Raw genomic sequence first — 17,101 nt, 5'->3', positions numbered from 1 at the left:
GCTGCGCGGCACCGTTGCAGCTTGGTGGGCGCTCACGGGCCTGCTCGTGACGACGTTTGCTTTCCTCGGCGTGAACATGTTCCTGTCGGGGCTGCACAGCTACGGTAAGCTGTAGCCGCAGGCTGCTCCGAATGGTTGGAAAAAACCGCCGCATGGTCTCCATCGGCGGTTTTTTTGTTTTGTCAGGGCAATACCGTGCATCCAAGTGCGACGCCGAACGGTATATAGAGCCGACGGGTCGAACGAAGGCGAGGCGAGCTCTCGTGTGAGCCCGGCGTTTATTCAGGAGCAGCCACCGTGTTGATCAAACGAGCGCAACATATCTTGCTGCGCGGCGAGGACATCGCCGCGAGCGAAATCACCCCGCGAGCCGTATTCGAGCAGCGCCGCAGGCTGCTTGCCGCCGCCGGCATGGCGCCGATCGCTGCGGCGGGCGGTTTGCTCGGCTTGCCGCGCCTGGCACTCGCCACCTACGCGTCACCTGATGCGAGAGCAGCCAAGCTGGCCGCGAACACGAACGCGAAGTTCGTCGTGCCCGAGAAGGTTACTTCCTACAAGGATGTCACCACCTACAACAATTTCTACGAGTTCGGCACCGACAAGGCCGATCCGTCGCGCAATGCCGGCACGCTGCGGCCGCACCCTTGGCGGGTGAGCGTCGAAGGGGAGATCAAGAATCCGAAGGTGTATGACATCGACGAGCTCCTCAAGCTGGCACCACTCGAGGAGCGTGTGTACCGGCATCGGTGCGTCGAGGGCTGGTCGATCGTGGTCCCGTGGATCGGCTTTCCGTTGGCCGAGCTCATCAAGCGCGTCCAGCCGACGGGTAACGCCAAATTCGTGCAGTTCATCACGCTCGCCGATGCGTCACAGATGCCGGGCATTGCCGATCCGATCCTCGATTGGCCCTATTCGGAAGGCCTGCGGCTCGACGAAGCGATGAACCCGCTCGCGCTGTTGACGGTGGGCCTCTACGGACAGGTGCTGCCGAATCAGAACGGCGCTCCAGTGCGCATGGTCCTGCCGTGGAAGTACGGCTTCAAGAGCGCGAAGTCGATCGTGAAGATCCGTTTCGTCGACAAGCAACCGCCGACGAGCTGGAACACCTACGCGCCCAACGAATACGGCTTCTATTCGAACGTGAACCCCAATGTCGATCATCCGCGCTGGAGCCAGGCAACGGAGCGGCGTATCGGCGAGGATGGTTTCTTCACGCCGAAGCGTAAGACCTTGATGTTCAATGGCTATGGCAATCTCGTTGCCTCGATGTATCAAGGCATGGATCTGCGTAAGTACTTCTGATTCCTGACGGAATATTTTGACGATGAATAGCGAAACGTCCGCGCTTAGTGGCAGCGGTGGCGTGCAGGCCCGCGGCCTGGGCCGTCACGATGGGGCGCGCGCCGCGCCTGTGCGCAACAGCGATCGTTGGGTCGTGCCGGCCAAGATCGCGGTGTTCGTCGCCGCGTGGTATCCGCTCGCGCGCATCGTGCTGTTCGGCATGACCGGCAATCTCGGTGCGAACCCCATCGAGTTCATTACACGCTCGACGGGCCTGTGGACGCTCGTGTTCCTATGCATCACGCTCACCGTCACGCCTGCGCGCAAGCTCACGGGCATCAACGCGCTGCTGCGCTTTCGCCGCATGCTCGGTCTGTATGCGTTCTTTTACGCGACGCTGCACTTCACCACATACCTGTGGTTCGACAAATGGTTCGACGTGGCCGAGATCGTGAAGGACATCGGCAAGCGGCCGTTCATCACGGTCGGCTTTGCCGCGTTCTTGTTGCTGCTCCCGCTGGCCGCGACGTCGCCGCGCGTTTGCGCGCGCAAGTTGGGCCGGCGCTGGCAAACGCTGCACCGTGCGATCTACGCGATCGCGATGCTGGCGATTCTGCACTTCTGGTGGATGAAGGCCGGCAAGCACGATCTGCTGCTGCCGAAGCTCTACGGCGCGATCATGCTGGCGTTGCTCGGCTGGCGCCTGCTGGCCTGGGCGCGGGCACGCATGGCGTCGCGTACCCGACCTACCCGTTAGGCTGCGTCAGCGCGGCAGGATCGATTCGCCCGCGAACAATTCACGAACGGTTTCGCGTGCGCGCACGACGTGCGCCTCGGTGCCGTCGACCATCACCTCGGCTGCGCGCGGGCGCGTGTTGTAGTTCGAACTCATGGTGAACGAATACGCGCCGGCCGAGCGGATCGCCAGCAGATCGCCGGGCTCGACCGCGAGCGAACGATCGCGGCCGAGCCAGTCGCCGCTTTCGCAGACTGGGCCGACGACGTCGTAGACCTTCGACGCGTCGCTGCGCGGTACGACCATATCGATCGCGTGATAAGCCTGATACATGGCCGGTCGGGCCAGATCGTTCATCGCTGCGTCGACGATCGCGAAGTTCTTTTCCTCGCCTGCCTTCAGAAACTCCACGCGGGTGAGCAGCACGCCTGCGTTGCCGGTGACCGAGCGCCCCGGCTCGAAGAACACCTCGCGATGGCCGTGGCCGCGCGTTTCGATGCGCTCGAGCAGCGTGCGCACGAACGACTCGATCTCGGGCGGGGTCTCGTTCGCATAGGTGATGCCGAGGCCGCCGCCGACGTCGATGTGATGAATCGACGTACCGTCCGCTTCGATTTGCTCGACGAGCTCGAGCACCTTGTCGAGCGCATCGAGGTACGGCGAGATTTCGGTGATCTGCGAGCCGATGTGGCAGTCGATCCCGACCACGTCGAGATGCGGCAGCGCGGCAGCCTTGCGATAGGTCGCGCGCGCTTCGTCGAATGCGACGCCGAACTTGTTGGCCTTCAGGCCCGTGGAGATGTACGGGTGCGTCTTCGGGTCGACGTCGGGGTTCACGCGCAGCGACACGGGCGCGCGCTTGCCGAGCGCGCCGGCGACGGCATTGAGCCGATCGAGCTCGGGAATCGATTCGACATTGAAGCACTTCACGCCGGCATCGAGCGCCTCGCGCATTTCATCGGCACCCTTGCCGACGCCCGAGAACACGACGTTCTCGGCCTTGCCGCCCGCCGCGAGCACGCGGGCGAGCTCGCCGCCCGACACGATGTCGAAGCCCGCGCCAAGGCGTGCGAATACGTTGAGTACCGCGAGATTGCTGTTGGCCTTCACCGCCACGTGAACCGACGCACGCCGGCCTGCGCACGCGCGTGCGTAGGCTGCATAGGCATCGGTCAGCGCCGCGCGCGAGTAGACGTAAAGCGGGGTACCGAATTGCTCGGCGAGCGTAACGGCGCTGACGCCTTCGACGTGCAGCACGCCGTCGACGTAAGTGAAGGCGGATTGGGACATGCGCGGACCTGCGTTATGAATGGGGGGCGGTGCTCGAAGCGGCGCTTGCGGACGCTGGCTGGACGGCCTTGGGCTGTGCGCCGAGATCGTCGGCGGGGACGAGCGTCAAGCCCGTGCGATCGCCGGGTTGGGCGTCGCTGGCGGCATCAGGCGCCATGTGGGTGGGCGCTTCGGTTGTCTCGGCGGGTTTGGCGGGCAGCGGCGGGACGGCCGGCATATAAAGCGGCCCGCGTTGTCCGCAGCCGCTTAGCGCCACGCTTCCTGCAACGGCCAGCAAAGCCGCTACAATCGCGCTCATCCTCAAAACGACTCGCATGACTGCCTCTGAATGGCCTGAATGTGTTTAACCGCCGGAGTTTAGCATGACCGACAGCGACTACCTTACCCGGGCCGAAGCCGTGCTGGCCGCCGTCGAGCGGGCGCTCGACGACATCGACGCCGACATCGAGGCGGAGCGCAGCGGCAACGTGCTGACGCTCGAATTCGAAAACCGCAGCAAGATCATCGTGAACCTGCAGCCACCGATGCAGGAAATCTGGATCGCCGCGAAAGCGGGCGGTTTTCACTTCAAGTACGTCGACGGTCAGTGGCGTGATACACGCAGCGGCAACGAATTCTTCGCCGCGCTTTCGGACTACGCAACGCAACAGGCCGGCGAGCCCGTTACGTTCTCCGCGTAACGCGGCACGCCTTGCGTCGGCGATCAGTGCTGCTGATCGAACAGACCCATCACGTGCTGCTTCTCGTCTTCACCGACACGCTCCGGCACTGAGCCTGCCTCAGTGCCGGCTTCCTCTCCTGCCGATTCGCTCGGCGCCGTCGCCTGCGGGACACCGACCGTCGCGACGAATCCGTGGCCCGGCAGATATTCCTCGAAGTACAGTTCGCCGCTCTGCGTGACCACGTCGTCGGGCATGGTCATCTGATAGGGCGGCACGCCCTTGAGCGCTTGCCGCATGTAGTCCATCCACACGGGCAGTGCCAGCCCGCCGCCCGTTTCGCGGTCGCCGAGGCTGTGCGGACTGTCGTAGCCGATCCAGGCGATGGCCGCGAGCGTGTGTTGATAGCCGGCGAACCAGGCGTCGCGGGATTCATTGGTCGTGCCGGTCTTGCCCGCCAGATCGGTGCGGCCGAGCTCGTTCGATTTCGCGCCGGTGCCATGTTGCGCGACACTTTGCAGCAGACTGTTCATCACATAGGCGTTGCGCGCTTCGATCGCGCGCGGTGCGTCACGTTCTGCGACGATCGGCTGCGAGCGCATGAGCACGACGCCTTGCTGATCGGTGACTTCTGCGATCAGGTACGGGTTCACGCGATAGCCGCCATTGGCGAATACCGAATAGGCCGCAGCCATCTGCAACGGCGTGACGAGGCCCGCACCGAGCGCCATCGGCAAGTAGGCCGGGTGCCGCTCGGCGTCGAACCCGAAGCGGGTGATGTACTGCTGCGCATAGTGCGTGCCGATGTGCGACAGGATGCGGATCGACACGAGGTTACGTGACTTTTGCAGTGCCGTGCGCATCGTCATCGGGCCATCGAACCCGCCACCGTAGTTCTTCGGCTCCCACGGCGCGCCGCCGGTCTCGGCCGCGCTGAAAAAGAGCGGTGCATCGTTGATGATGGTGGCCGGCCCCAGACCCTTTTCGAGCGAGGCCGAGTAGATAAACGGCTTGAAGCTCGAGCCCGGCTGGCGCCAAGCCTGCGTCACATGGTTGAACTTGTTCTTGTTGAAATCGAACCCGCCGACCAGTGAGCGGATCGCGCCGTCTTGCGGCACGATGGAGATGAACGCGCCTTCCACTTGCGGCAGCTGCACGATCGACCAGTTGCCGTCGTCGCTTTTGAGCAGGCGCACGATCGCGCCCGGGCGAATGCTCGAATTCGGCTGTGCGCGAGCGCTCAGGGCGAAGGCGGCGAAGCGCAGGCCGTTGCCCTCGATCGCCACATCGGTGCCGTCGGCGAGGGTGGCTTCGACGCGCTTGGCATCGGCCGACGTGACCACTGCGGCCACGATGTCGCCGTTGTCGGGGCGTGTATCGAGCGCGTTGGCGATGGCCTCCTCGCGCGCGTCCGCGTCGGCCGGCAGATCGACATAGGCCTCGGGGCCGCGATAGCCGTGGCGCGAATCGTAGGCCATCAGGCCGCGGCGCAAGGCGAGATAAGCGCTGTCCTGGTCGGCCGAATCGATCGTCGTCACGACGTTCAGGCCGCGCGTATAGGCCTCGTCGTGATATTGGGCATACATGGCTTGACGGACGATTTCGGCGATGTACTCGGCGTGCACGCTGAACTGCTGTGTGGGCGCGCGCACGACGGTGGGCGGCTCCTTGATGGCGGCATCGTACTGGGCGCGCGTGATGTCGCCGAGCTCGAACATGCGTTGCAGGATGTACTGCTGGCGCACCTTCGCGCGCGCCGGGTTGACGACCGGGTTGTACGCCGACGGGGCCTTGGGCAGGCCCGCGAGCATCGCTGCTTCGGCGAGCGTGATGTCCTTCAGGTCCTTGCCGAAGTAGACGCGCGCAGCCGAGGCGAAGCCGTAGGCGCGCTGACCGAGGTAGATCTGATTCATGTACACCTCGAGAATCTGATCTTTGGTCAGCTCATGCTCGATCTTGTAGGCGAGCATCATTTCGTACACCTTCCGGGTGTACGTCTTCTCGCTCGAGAGGAAGAAGTTGCGTGCCACCTGCATCGTGATCGTGCTGGCGCCCTGCGTCGCGTGACCGTTCGTCAGCGCGGCCACGCCTGCGCGCGCGATGCCCGCGAGGTCGACGCCGCCGTGGTCGTAGAAGCGGGCGTCCTCGATCGCGAGAATCGCTTGCTTGAGGAACACGGGCACCGCTTCGATGTGCACGACGTCGCGCCGTTCATTACCGAACTCGCCGATCAGCACATGATCGGCCGTATAGACGCGCAGCGGCACCTTGGGACGGTAATCGGTCAGCGCATCGAGCGAGGGCAGATTCGGGCTTGCGACGGCGAGCGCATAGATGACGAGCAGCCCCGCGCTTACGACGCACGCGGCGATAAGCCCGGCAAAGCCCAGCAGAATCCGCGTCAGCAACGAGCGCTTGCGCTTGCCCGGCGCGGGCGGCGGTGACGGCGGCTGCTCGGGCGGCGGTAGCGACGAAGGCGGCAGAGAAGGTGGGAGCTGGTCCATACGAGTGCACACAAACGGTCCGCCGGATTATAGCTGGCGCGTGGGGCTGCTTTCGATTGGCTTAACGGGCGAGGTGCGTCGTTGGCCACTCGGTCTAATGTTGCATGCTCCCTTCGGTATGCAGAATTTTCCTGACGCAAGCGCTCGAGCCGGTCGGTGTTCGAGCGGCTCTCGCGTGTGCTTCGAGGAGAACTCATGCTGATCGAAAACCTTCCCCTGCCCACCTCGCGCCGTTTTGCGGCCGGAATCGACATAAGCCGCCGCCAGGTCAGGCTGGCGGTGCTGAGCCGCGTGCGGCAAGCGGTCCCCGTCAGAATCGAGTGGCTCGGCGCGGCTTCGCTGGACGAGGGGGTTATGTCGGGCGTCGCGATCGTCGATCGCATGGCGGTGGCGGCGACGCTCGCCGAATTGCTGGGCCAGTGGCCACAACGGCGCTCGGTGCGTCTGCTGCGCTGTGCGATGGCCGTGCCCGGCAGTGCGACCGTCCTCACTTCGGTTCCGCTGCCCGATGTCCGCGATGCATCCGATGATTCGTCCATGCCGGTGCTCGATGCGATGGCGCCGGCTGCGGCGGCTGCGGCCGAACGCGCGGCCGGGCTCGAGCGCAGTGCGTTAGCACTCGATTGGTTCGTCGAAGAGGCCGCCCGGGCCGGTGGTGCGGCCCGTGGTCAGCGCATGACTGTCGCCGCCACGGCGCGCGAGCACCTGCAGGCGCGCGTCGAGGTGGCGGCTGTAGCGGGCGTTGCGCTGAGCGCCGTCGATGGCGAACCGCCTGCCGCGTTGCGCGCGCTCTGGCATACGGCGGCGTTCGAGCTTGGCGAAGGCGTGTGCTTCGTGGCCTTGTGGGTTGGCAGCGACGGCGTGTATGCGTGGCGCATCGTCGATGAGGTCGTCGAGGCGCACGTGCGATATCCAGGTTCCGAATACGAGGATCTCGCTGGCGCCCTGCATAGCCTTGCGGGTGGGCATGCTCCTGCGTGGGCGGTGGCCGGCGGCGAGTTGGAGCTGATGGCCGAGGTCGGGTTCTCGCTAGCGGACATCGGCGACTTGCTCGGTTGTTCGGTCGTGCCGTTCGAATGCGCGCCGTTTTGCGACGACGGTGTGGGTGACGCGGCAATGGCGCCACGCCAATGGCGCCACGCGTCGACGTTTGCCGTCGCGTTCGGACTGGCGCTGCGCGGGGTGGCCGAATGACGGCGCGCGCAGGGTGCCTCTCTGCCGGTGGGCAACACGGTCTGGGGGTACGGGGGTTCAATTTGCTGCCGCATCGTCAGCAGGCCGCGCGTCGGCTGCGACGCCGGCGCTTGGCCGAGTGCGCATCGTCAGCGTTGTTGGGCGTCGGCGCGGCACTCGCGTGCAATGCGTTGGGGCCATTCGAGATGGCCCGCCTGACCGAGCGGCGCGCCAAGCTGGAGGCGACATGGTCGAGTCTGGCCGGTCCGCTTGCACAGTACCGGCAACTCGGGAGCAGGTTTAACGACGAACGGCAACACGTGGCGCTGTCCGCGCAGTTCGCGGCACCTCGCACGGTATTGCTGAAAGTCGTCGACGCACTGGCAGGTGAGGCTGGCGACGGTGTGGCGCTGCACCGGCTCCAGCAGCACGGTGACAGCTTCGAGCTCAAGGCACGCGCGGTCAATAGCGCTACAGCAGCGGCGTGGGTCGGCAGACTCGAACGTGTGCGTGGCATCGATCATGCCGAGATTGCCGAGCTGCGTCTCGTCGACGGGCACGATCACGCGGTCGAGCTCGACGTACGTCTGCGTCCGCGATTGGACGGCGTGGAGCCGTCGCAGGCTGCAGATGCCGCGCAGCAGCGGCGCGTGCGCGAGGCAAGGAGTCGGCCATGAGCTCGCTCGTCTGGTTCCATCGCGAAAGGCGGTCCGGCAGCTTGCGCGTCGCTGCGCGGGCGTCGCGATTGCCGGCGCTTCTCGTGCCGCCCGAGCACTGGGGCGTGCAGCGGCGGCTCATGTCGGCCGTGACGATCGCGATCGCCGCGTTTGCCGTTGCCATGCACGGGCTTCATGTCGGTGCGCTTGCGGGCCTCACGGCTGAGCGAGCCACACTGCACGAACTCGAGCGCCGCATCGGGCAGGCGCAGGCTGAACTGACGCATTTGCCGGCACTGCGTCGACAAGCCATGCTGGCCGACGAGGCGCAAGCATCGAGGTTGAACTCTCCCACCATGGCGTGGCAGGCGCTATTCGGCTTGGCCGAGCGTAGCGGATTGATCCTGAATGCGCTCGAGCCGGCGCCGGCCGAGGGTGAGGGCGCGCAAAGGGTAATGCCCATGCGCCTCGCTGCACGAGGGGGCTTCGCTGACGTCATGGCCTTTCTGCGCGGCTTGGGCGGTTTGCCGTCGCTTGTCGTGCCGATGTCGCTTGCCGTGACGCGCGAGTCGGACGAACTCTTATTCGAGTCGACGCTGCACGTATTCGGTGCGTTGCCGGCGTCCGTGCAGCAACAGACAGACGAGGTGGCCGCGGATGAGAACGGGCCGCCCTCGGTTGTCGATCCATTCGATGCGGCTGCGCTCGCCCGTTTGCACGCCGACGCGCTACGCCTCGTTGGATTCATGCGTGAAGGCGTGCGTGGCTTTGCGCTGTTCGAGACTCCGGACGGGGCGATCATGCGGTTGCTGGGCGAAGCAATCGGCTCCGAGCAGCTCGTGCACGTCGGCATGAACGATGTGACGCTCGCGGGCGGCGCGAGCAGCCGCAGGCTCGCCTTGGCCGAGGAGGCGCGATGACCCGTGCTCACGTCCTGTGCAGCTGGTTGGCGGCTGGAGCATTGAGCGCGTCGACCTCGTGGGCGTCGGTGCCGCTTTTGCCGCCGCTGCCGCTGGAAGCATCGTCCGGGGAGGAGAACGGTCAGGCCTGGCCGCGGGAAGGAACCGAACCGTTGCCCAATCCATTCGTGGGCGGCCCCCTGGTACAAGAACAAGAGGACGGCCCGGCTGCGCGAGAAACGTCTGGCGACCATTCGGAAAGCGGCTTGCGTTCAGATGAGCCGGCACAATCCGCGGGCTCTGCCGGTGCTGCTTCGCATGAGCCGCCTGTTGAATCTGCTGCCCGCAGCCCGGCTCTCGAAGGTCCGCCCATTCCGCTCGCACCGCCGTTACGTATGAGCAGCGAGAATCAGAATGACGGTGGTGCAAACGACGACAAGCCGGTCACGATGCATTTCCAGAATGCACAGCTCAGTGACGTGCTCGATGCGTTCGCACGCTTTACAGGGCTCAACATCGTCGCGAGCGAACGGGTGCGTGGCGCTGTCTCGGTGCATCTGACGAACGTGCCTTGGCGCACGGCATTCGACACGCTGCTCGACGTGCACGGTCTGGCCATGTCGCGGCGCGACAACGTGATCTGGGTCGCGCCGCTGGCCGACCTGGCTGCGCGCGAGCGGCAGCGCTTCGAAGCGCACGCGCGCAGCGCGGAGCTGGAGCCGCTTGCGAGCCGAGCATTCGCGCTGCGCTACCCGCGTGCAGAGGACGTGCAGCGGCTGCTTACGGCCTCCGGGGCGCAACGCATCCTGTCCAAGCGCGGCGCGGCCGTGGCCGATGCTCGTACGAATCTGCTGTTCGTGACCGATCTCGAGGCGCGTCTTGCGCAGGTGGCCGAGCTCATCGCTACGATCGACAAGCCAAGCCGGCAAGTCCTGATCGAGGCGCGCATCGTCGAGGGCGCGCGCGGCTTTTCGCAGAACCTTGGGGCGCGCTTGTCGATCCGTGCGGGTAGTCTCGACGCCAAGACCGCCATCGATGGACAGAACGGTATCGGACATGACTTGTCGGCAGGTGCGCTGTCCGGTTTCGGGGCCGCGACGGCCGGCTTCACGCTGTTCGCCGCGCAGGCGACGCGGCTCGTGACGACCGAGCTCAGCGCACTGGAGGCCGAGGGCCGCGGGCATATCGTATCGAGCCCGCGCGTGGTGACGGCCGATCGTACCAAGGCGGTCGTCGAGCAGGGCACGGAGTTGCCGTATCAGGCGAAAGTGCGAAGCGGCGTGTCGGGCGTGCAGTTTCGCCGGGCGAGCCTGAAGCTCGAGGTCGAGCCGCAAATCACGCCGCACGGTCGAATCGTGCTCGATCTCGAGATTGCAAAGGACAGCGTGGGCGAGCCCACCGCGGCGGGTCCGGCGATCGACACCAAGCATGTTCGCACGCGGGTCGAGGTGGAGGACGGTGGTACGGTGTCGATTGGTGGAATCTATGAAAGGCAGGACCGTAACGATGTGACGCGCGTGCCGCTGTTGGGCAAAATACCGCTTATCGGCGCGCTGTTTCGCCATCGGGCGCAACGCGAGCAGAGCAGCGAGCTCGCGGTATTCATCACGCCGCGTATCATCGGCGTCGACTAGCCTGGGGGCTCGATGCATGGTCTGACCGGCCAAGGGCGCACTCGACAACCCGGCGGCTTTGCCAGTAAGCTGCGCCCGAACCCTACCCGAATCGATCAGAGGAATTCCGGTGCAAGAGCGGGACGCACACACCAACATTTTTTTCGTGGGACTCATGGGGGCTGGCAAGACCACCGTGGGTCGTGCCGTCGCACGCCGGCTCGAGCGGCCTTTCTTCGATTCGGACCACGAAATCGAAGCGCGCACGGGCGCGCGCATTCCCGTCATCTTCGAGCACGAAGGTGAGGACGGCTTTCGCGAGCGCGAGGCGCAGGTCATCGCCGAGCTCACGGCGCGCGATTCGATCGTGCTTGCTACGGGGGGCGGCGCGATTCTGCGTCCCGAAAATAGAACCCTTCTTCACTCGCGTGGATTCGTCGTCTACCTTCGAGCGAATCCGCACGATTTGTGGTTGCGCACGCGCAAGGACAAGAACCGTCCGCTGTTGCAGACCGAAGATCCCAAAGCGAAGCTCGAGGCCCTGTACGAGGTACGCGACCCGCTCTATCGCGAGTGCGCGCATTTCGTCATCGAAACCGGGCGCCCTTCGGTGAACGGACTAGTCAATATGGTCCTCATGCAACTCGAGATGGCCGGTATCACTCGCGAGGCAAATTCATGATTACCGTCAGCGTCGACCTGGGCGAACGCGCCTACCCCATTCATATCGGCACCGGTTTGCTGAGCCGCACGGAGCTGTTCGCACCGCACATCGGCGGTACGTCGGTGACGATCGTCACGAACACCACCGTCGATCCACTCTATGGCGATATGCTGTGGGCGGCGCTTGCACCGCTCGGCAAGCAAGTGTCGACGGTCGTGCTTCCCGATGGCGAGGCGTACAAGAACTGGGAAACGTTGAACCGCGTTTTCGATGCGCTGCTAGCGCGACATGCCGACCGCAAGACGACGTTGATCGCACTCGGCGGCGGCGTGATCGGCGATATGACAGGTTTCGCCGCCGCCTGCTACATGCGCGGCGTGCCGTTCATCCAGGTGCCGACGACGCTGCTGTCGCAGGTCGATTCGTCGGTCGGCGGCAAGACCGGCATCAACCATCCGCTCGGCAAGAACATGATCGGGGCGTTCTATCAGCCTCTCGCCGTCATCGCCGACATTGCCGCGCTGCGGTCGCTGCCGGAGCGCGAACTCGCAGCCGGCATTGCCGAGATCATCAAGACCGGTGCGATTGCCGATGCCGAATTCTTCGAGTGGATCGAGGCGAACATCGAAGCGTTGAACCGTCGCGACGCGGATGCGCTCGCGCATGCGGTCAAGCGCTCGTGCGAGCTCAAGGCGGGGGTCGTCGCGGCCGACGAGCGCGAAGGCGGCTTGCGCGCGATTCTCAATTTCGGCCACACGTTCGGTCATGCGATCGAAGCGGGGCTGGGCTACGGCGAGTGGCTGCACGGCGAAGCCGTCGGCTGCGGCATGGTGATGGCGGCAGATTTGTCGGTGCGGCTCGGCTATCTCGACGAAGCATCGCGCAAGCGGCTCGTGACCGTCGTGGCCGGCGCGCATCTGCCCAGTCGCGCACCTGCGCTCGGCGATGCGCGCTACATCGAGCTCATGAAAGTCGACAAGAAGGCGGAGGCCGGCACGATCAAGTTCGTGTTGCTCAAGCGCCTTGGCGAAACGGTCATGACGAGCGTCCCCGAGGACGCGTTGTGTGCGACGCTGGCAGCAAGCGTCTGACGGTGGTGGGTGGTGGCCGCGTCGCGGCATGACGATGCGGGAGGGGGATCGATGACCGAGAAGCAAAGCCCGGGGCAACACAAATCGAACGAGCATGGCCCGGCCAGGGCAGAGCCCATACCGGACGTGCCGACGCAGGCGATGCTCGAAGCGCATCTTGCGCCATACGCGGCCCATTCGGCGGGCTCGCGCGGGCGCAAGCACGCGGAACCGCCGCCGTCGGCCCGCACCGAGTTCCAGCGCGATCGCGATCGCATCGTGCATTCGACGGCATTCAGGCGCCTCGAATACAAGACGCAGGTGTTCGTCAATCACGAGGGCGACCTGTTCCGTACGCGGCTCACGCACAGTCTCGAAGTCGCGCAGATTGCACGCTCGGTCGCGCGCAATCTGCGTGTGAACGAGGATCTCGTCGAAGCGATCTCGCTTGCCCATGATCTGGGACATACGCCGTTCGGCCATGCGGGACAGGATGCGCTGAACGAATGCATGCGCGAGCATGGCGGCTTCGAACACAACCTGCAGAGCCTGGCCGTCGTCGACGAACTCGAAGAGCACTATGGGGGCTTCAACGGCCTGAACCTGTGCTTCGAAACGCGCGAAGGCATCCTCAAGCACTGCTCCCGCGAGAATGCGCGCAAGCTCGGCGAGCTCGGTGAGCGTTTCCTGACGGGCAAGCGCCCGTCGCTCGAAGCGCAGATCGCGAACATCGCGGACGAGATCGCCTACAACAATCACGATGTCGACGATGGTCTGCGTTCAGGGCTCCTGACGATCGAGCAGCTTGCCTCGGTCGAACTCTGGAAGACCCATTACGACGAGGCCAGGCGTGCCCATCCGCAGCTCGACGGTCGCCGCCTCGTGAATGAGACGGTCCGGCGCATCATCAATACGCTGATCGTCGATCTGATCGAGACGACAAGACACAATCTGGCTAAGCACGCGCCCGATTCGCTCGACGCCGTGCGCGAGGCGCCGCCGCTCGTCGCGCATAGCGACGCGATCGCGGCACAGGCCGTCGAATTGAAGCGGTTCTTGCTCAAGAATCTGTACCGCCACTATCGCGTGATGCGCATGACCAACAAGGCACAGCGCGTGGTCAAGGGGCTGTTCGACGCATTCACCGAGGACCCGCGACTGCTGCCGCCCGCTTACCTGGCCGAGGACGAAGCCGCTCAGCCGCGATTGATCTCGCATTACATCGCAGGCATGACCGACCGCTACGCTCTTAAGGAGTACCAACGTCTGTTTGTCATCAACGATAACTAAAATGCTCGGCCGGCGTGCGGACGACGTATCGTCCTGCTGGCCGACAGCGTGCTTGCGCTGCACGTTTTCACCAAGGAGAAGCAATGAAGGGTTATAAGACGCTAGTCCGTTCGCTGGCGCTGGGCGGGGTGTTGCTTGCCGGCGTGAGCCAGGCGGCTTTCGCGGCAACGGAGATCCAGTTCTGGCACGCGATGGAAGCCGCGCTCGGCGAGCGAGTGAACGAGATTGCCGCGAACTTCAACGCGTCGCAGAGCGACTACAAGATCGTGCCGGTGTTCAAGGGCTCCTACGATCAGACGCTCGCGGCCGGCATCGCCGCATACCGTAGCGGTAACGCGCCGGCCATTCTTCAGGTATACGAAGTGGGCACGGCCACGATGATGCAGGCCAAGAAGGCCGTGCTTCCCGTGACCGATGTGTTCAAGCAGGCCGGCGTGTCGCTCGATCAAAAGGCGTTCGTGCCGACGATCGCCAGCTATTACAGCGATGCGAAGACGGGCGAGTTGATCTCGATGCCGTTCAACAGCTCGACGCCGGTGCTGTACTACAACAAGGACGCATTCAAGAAGGCCGGCCTGGATCCGAACAAGCCCCCCAAGACGTGGCAGGAAGTGGCCTCCGATGCGGCGAAGCTGAAGGCGGCCGGCATGAGCTGCGGCTTCACGACGGGCTGGCAGGGCTGGATTCAGCTCGAGAACTACAGCGCATGGCATGGTCTGCCGTTCGCGAGCAAGAACAACGGCTTCGACGGCACCGATGCGAAGCTCGAGTTCAACGGTCCGCAGCAAGTCGCTCATATCCAGTTCCTGCAGGATATGGCCAAGCAAGGCACGTTCACGTACGTGGGCCGCAAGGACGAAGCGGTATCGAAGTTCTATAGCGGCGACTGCGGCATTCTGACGAACTCGTCGGGTTCGCTCGCGACGATCCGCAAGTACGCGAAGTTCAACTTCGGCACGGGCATGATGCCGTACGACGAGAATGTGAAGGGGGCGCCGCAGAACGCGATCATCGGTGGCGCCAGCCTGTGGGTGCTCGCGGGCAAGGATCCGAACGTCTACAAGGGCGTGGCGAAGTTCCTGGCGTACCTGGCCTCGGCGCCCGTGGCGGCGAAGTGGCATGAGGACACGGGCTATCTGCCGGTTACGGCGGCAGCTTACGACCTCGCGCATCAGCAAGGCTTCTACGCGAAGAACCCCGGTGCGGACACGGCGATCCGGCAGATGATGAACAAGCCGCCGCTGCCGTACACGAAGGGGCTGCGCCTCGGCAACATGCCGCAGATCCGCACGATCGTCGACGAAGAGCTCGAGCAGGTCTGGGCGCAGAAGAAGACGCCTCAGCAGGCACTTGACGCAGCCGCCAACCGTGGCGACGATCTGCTGCGGCGCTTCGAGAAGTCGGGTTCGTAACGCAGGCCGGCCGATCGTTCGAACGTTCGAGCTGATCGGCCCGGTTGTCCATCGCGCCGCCATTCGCGTGTAGAACGTGCCATGGCGGCGCGATGCATTCATCGATTGATCCTTCCATGCACGAACGTTCCCGTTTTGCTGCGAGCGCGTTGCCGTATCTGCTGATCGCGCCGCAGCTCCTCATTACCGCGTTGTTCTTTCTCTGGCCTGCCGGCGTCGCGCTGTGGCAGTCGACGCAGATGCAAGACGCATTCGGCACCTCGAGCGAATTCGTCGGCCTTGCCAACTTCGCCCACCTGTTCACCGATCCGCTCTACCTCGATTCGTTCAAGACGACACTCGTGTTCAGCGGTCTCGTGACCGTGGGCGGGCTCGTCATCTCGCTGTTGCTCGCGGCCTGTGCCGATCGCGTCACGCGCGGCGCCAAGGCCTATCGCACGCTGCTGATCTGGCCGTATGCGGTCGCACCCGCGATCGCCGCCGTGCTGTGGTCCTTCCTGTTCAACCCGAGCATCGGCATCGTGACCTATGGGCTCGCGAAGTTCGGCATCGTCTGGAATCACGCGCTGAACGGCTCGCAGGCGATGTTTCTCGTGGTGCTCGCGTCGGTCTGGAAGCAGGTCAGCTACAACTTCCTGTTCTTCTACGCGGGCTTGCAAGCGATTCCGCGCTCGCTGATGGAGGCCGCCGCCATCGACGGCGCAGGCCCCGTGCGACGCTTCTTCGGCATCGCGCTGCCGTTGCTGTCGCCGACGACGTTTTTCCTGTTCGTCGTGAACGTCGTCTATGCGTTCTTCGACACCTTCCCCGTCATCGACGCGGCCACGGGCGGCGGCCCTGCGCAGGCGACCAAGACGCTGATCTACAAGATCTTCGCCGAAGGCTTCCAGGGGCTCGACATCGGTAGTTCGGGCGCACAGTCGGTCGTGCTGATGGCGATCGTCGTCGCGCTGACCGTCGTGCAATTTCGCTTCATCGAACGCAAGGTGCAGTACGCATGATCGAGAATCGCAAAGGCTTCGATTTGTTTTGCCACGCCGTGCTGATCGCCGGCGTCGCACTGATCGTCTTCCCCGTCTACGTGGCGTTCTGCGCGGCGACGATGAGCGAGCACGAGGTGTTTTCGGTGCCGCTGTCGCTCGTCCCGAGCTCGCATCTGTTCGAAAACCTCGCCACCGTTTGGGGGCACGGCAGCGGCAATGCCGCCAGTCCATTCGGCCGCATGCTGCTCAACAGTCTCGTGATGGCGCTGGCGATCTCGATCGGCAAGATCGCCGTTTCGATCATCTCCGCGTACGCGATCGTCTTCTTTCGCTTTCCGTTTCGCAATACGGCGTTCTGGCTCATCTTCGTCACGCTGATGCTGCCGGTCGAGGTGCGGATCTTTCCGACGGTGCAGGTGGTGTCGTCGATGCATCTGACCAACAGCTATGCGGGCCTCACGCTGCCGCTGATCGCGTCGGCGACGGCCACGTTCCTGTTCCGGCAGTTCTTCATGACGTTGCCCGACGAACTGATGGACGCCGCCCGCATCGACGGTGCCGGCCCGCTGCGCTTTTTCCGCGACGTGGTGTTGCCGCTGTCGAAGACCAACATCGCGGCGCTGTTCGTCATCACGTTCATCTACGGCTGGAATCAGTATCTGTGGCCGATCCTGATTACGAACGAGCAATCGCTGACGACGGCCGTCGTCGGCATCAAGACGATGATTGCAAGCGGCGACACCGCCACCGAATGGCATCTCGTGATGGCCGCAACGCTGCTCGCGATGTTGCCGCCACTCGTCGTCGTGATCGCGATGCAGCGCTGGTTCGTGCGCGGCCTCGTCGATACAGAGAAATGATTTAAGGGAGA

Annotated in this window: 16 protein-coding genes; 13 read left to right on the top strand and 3 right to left on the bottom strand. The window is 64.4% G+C overall.

Features of this window, described 5'->3' with window-relative positions:
• The first annotated feature begins 297 nt into the window (after positions 1-297).
• Both msrP and msrQ read left to right on the top strand, forming a co-directional pair.
• Positions 298-1,302, top strand: a complete 1,005-nt coding sequence (gene msrP / locus D7S89_RS24235) for a protein-methionine-sulfoxide reductase catalytic subunit MsrP (RefSeq protein WP_121281415.1) — start codon at positions 298-300, stop codon at positions 1,300-1,302.
• Between the two features lie 22 nt (positions 1,303-1,324).
• Positions 1,325-2,038: a protein-methionine-sulfoxide reductase heme-binding subunit MsrQ gene (msrQ, locus tag D7S89_RS24230; protein WP_121281414.1), complete on the top strand. Its 714-nt coding sequence runs from the start codon at positions 1,325-1,327 to the stop codon at positions 2,036-2,038.
• Between the two features lie 6 nt (positions 2,039-2,044).
• Here the strand turns inward: msrQ and lysA are convergent, their stop codons facing one another.
• On the bottom strand, positions 2,045-3,307 hold the full coding sequence (lysA, locus tag D7S89_RS24225) for a diaminopimelate decarboxylase (protein ID WP_121281413.1): 1,263 nt from the start codon (positions 3,305-3,307) through the stop codon (positions 2,045-2,047).
• 13 nt (positions 3,308-3,320) lie between these two features.
• The gene (gene lptM / locus D7S89_RS24220; RefSeq protein ID WP_121281412.1) at positions 3,321-3,623 is read right to left on the bottom strand and encodes an LPS translocon maturation chaperone LptM; all 303 of its coding nucleotides are present in this window, start codon (positions 3,621-3,623) and stop codon (positions 3,321-3,323) included.
• 46 nt (positions 3,624-3,669) lie between these two features.
• Between lptM and cyaY the strand changes: the two genes are divergently transcribed.
• Entirely contained in the window at positions 3,670-3,987 is a 318-nt protein-coding gene (cyaY, locus tag D7S89_RS24215) for an iron donor protein CyaY (protein ID WP_121281411.1), read from the top strand.
• Between the two features lie 23 nt (positions 3,988-4,010).
• On the opposite strand, the gene D7S89_RS24210 is transcribed toward cyaY, so the two are convergent.
• Positions 4,011-6,470 (bottom strand): penicillin-binding protein 1A, encoded by a 2,460-nt coding sequence (locus tag D7S89_RS24210; RefSeq protein ID WP_121281410.1) that lies wholly within the window; start codon positions 6,468-6,470, stop codon positions 4,011-4,013.
• Positions 6,471-6,665: 195 nt separating this feature from the next.
• Here D7S89_RS24210 and D7S89_RS24205 point away from each other — a divergent pair, with 195 nt between their 5' ends.
• The 10 genes from D7S89_RS24205 to ugpE all read left to right on the top strand — a co-directional run bounded on the left by D7S89_RS24205 (position 6,666) and on the right by ugpE (position 17,090).
• Positions 6,666-7,664, top strand: coding sequence for a type IV pilus biogenesis protein PilM (locus D7S89_RS24205; protein ID WP_121281409.1), 999 nt, complete (start codon positions 6,666-6,668; stop codon positions 7,662-7,664).
• 62 nt (positions 7,665-7,726) lie between these two features.
• Positions 7,727-8,320, top strand: coding sequence for a hypothetical protein (locus tag D7S89_RS24200; protein WP_121281408.1), 594 nt, complete (start codon positions 7,727-7,729; stop codon positions 8,318-8,320).
• A complete protein-coding gene (locus D7S89_RS24195; protein ID WP_121281407.1) occupies positions 8,317-9,219 on the top strand; it encodes a hypothetical protein in 903 nt (300 codons plus the stop codon). The genes D7S89_RS24200 and D7S89_RS24195 overlap by 4 nt, the downstream gene beginning before the upstream one ends.
• Positions 9,216-10,832: a type IV pilus secretin PilQ gene (locus D7S89_RS24190; protein ID WP_121281406.1), complete on the top strand. Its 1,617-nt coding sequence runs from the start codon at positions 9,216-9,218 to the stop codon at positions 10,830-10,832. Before D7S89_RS24195 ends, D7S89_RS24190 begins: the two co-directional genes overlap by 4 nt.
• 109 nt (positions 10,833-10,941) lie before the next feature.
• Positions 10,942-11,493 (top strand): shikimate kinase, encoded by a 552-nt coding sequence (locus D7S89_RS24185; RefSeq protein WP_121281405.1) that lies wholly within the window; start codon positions 10,942-10,944, stop codon positions 11,491-11,493.
• Positions 11,490-12,566: a 3-dehydroquinate synthase gene (gene aroB / locus D7S89_RS24180; protein ID WP_121281404.1), complete on the top strand. Its 1,077-nt coding sequence runs from the start codon at positions 11,490-11,492 to the stop codon at positions 12,564-12,566. Before D7S89_RS24185 ends, aroB begins: the two co-directional genes overlap by 4 nt.
• A gap of 51 nt (positions 12,567-12,617) precedes the next feature.
• Positions 12,618-13,835, top strand: a complete 1,218-nt coding sequence (locus tag D7S89_RS24175) for a deoxyguanosinetriphosphate triphosphohydrolase (protein WP_121281403.1) — start codon at positions 12,618-12,620, stop codon at positions 13,833-13,835.
• Positions 13,836-13,918: 83 nt separating this feature from the next.
• Positions 13,919-15,247 carry a sn-glycerol-3-phosphate ABC transporter substrate-binding protein UgpB gene (ugpB, locus tag D7S89_RS24170; RefSeq protein WP_121281402.1) on the top strand — a complete coding sequence of 443 codons (1,329 nt, stop codon included), beginning with the start codon at positions 13,919-13,921 and terminating at the stop codon, positions 15,245-15,247.
• Between the two features lie 116 nt (positions 15,248-15,363).
• Positions 15,364-16,248, top strand: a complete 885-nt coding sequence (gene ugpA / locus D7S89_RS24165; RefSeq protein ID WP_121281401.1) for a sn-glycerol-3-phosphate ABC transporter permease UgpA — start codon at positions 15,364-15,366, stop codon at positions 16,246-16,248.
• Entirely contained in the window at positions 16,245-17,090 is an 846-nt protein-coding gene (gene ugpE / locus D7S89_RS24160; protein ID WP_121281400.1) for a sn-glycerol-3-phosphate ABC transporter permease UgpE, read from the top strand. Before ugpA ends, ugpE begins: the two co-directional genes overlap by 4 nt.
• Positions 17,091-17,101 lie beyond the last annotated feature (11 nt).

The organism is Trinickia fusca (assembly GCF_003628145.1).
Taxonomy (GTDB): domain Bacteria; phylum Pseudomonadota; class Gammaproteobacteria; order Burkholderiales; family Burkholderiaceae; genus Trinickia; species Trinickia fusca.
This window is presented reverse-complemented; position numbering and strand designations above follow the sequence as displayed.

What these genes read in the sequence shown, in the direction of transcription:
- msrQ (WP_121281414.1), top strand. Translation starts at nt 1,325, where the DNA reads ATGAATAGCGAAACGTCCGCGCTTAGTGGCAGCGGTGGCGTGCAGGCC.
- lysA (WP_121281413.1), bottom strand. Translation starts at nt 3,307, where the DNA reads ATGTCCCAATCCGCCTTCACTTACGTCGACGGCGTGCTGCACGTCGAA.
- lptM (WP_121281412.1), bottom strand. Translation starts at nt 3,623, where the DNA reads ATGCGAGTCGTTTTGAGGATGAGCGCGATTGTAGCGGCTTTGCTGGCC.
- cyaY (WP_121281411.1), top strand. Translation starts at nt 3,670, where the DNA reads ATGACCGACAGCGACTACCTTACCCGGGCCGAAGCCGTGCTGGCCGCC.
- D7S89_RS24210 (WP_121281410.1), bottom strand. Translation starts at nt 6,470, where the DNA reads ATGGACCAGCTCCCACCTTCTCTGCCGCCTTCGTCGCTACCGCCGCCC.
- D7S89_RS24205 (WP_121281409.1), top strand. Translation starts at nt 6,666, where the DNA reads ATGCTGATCGAAAACCTTCCCCTGCCCACCTCGCGCCGTTTTGCGGCC.
- D7S89_RS24195 (WP_121281407.1), top strand. Translation starts at nt 8,317, where the DNA reads ATGAGCTCGCTCGTCTGGTTCCATCGCGAAAGGCGGTCCGGCAGCTTG.
- D7S89_RS24190 (WP_121281406.1), top strand. Translation starts at nt 9,216, where the DNA reads ATGACCCGTGCTCACGTCCTGTGCAGCTGGTTGGCGGCTGGAGCATTG.
- aroB (WP_121281404.1), top strand. Translation starts at nt 11,490, where the DNA reads ATGATTACCGTCAGCGTCGACCTGGGCGAACGCGCCTACCCCATTCAT.
- D7S89_RS24175 (WP_121281403.1), top strand. Translation starts at nt 12,618, where the DNA reads ATGACCGAGAAGCAAAGCCCGGGGCAACACAAATCGAACGAGCATGGC.
- ugpB (WP_121281402.1), top strand. Translation starts at nt 13,919, where the DNA reads ATGAAGGGTTATAAGACGCTAGTCCGTTCGCTGGCGCTGGGCGGGGTG.
- ugpA (WP_121281401.1), top strand. Translation starts at nt 15,364, where the DNA reads ATGCACGAACGTTCCCGTTTTGCTGCGAGCGCGTTGCCGTATCTGCTG.
- ugpE (WP_121281400.1), top strand. Translation starts at nt 16,245, where the DNA reads ATGATCGAGAATCGCAAAGGCTTCGATTTGTTTTGCCACGCCGTGCTG.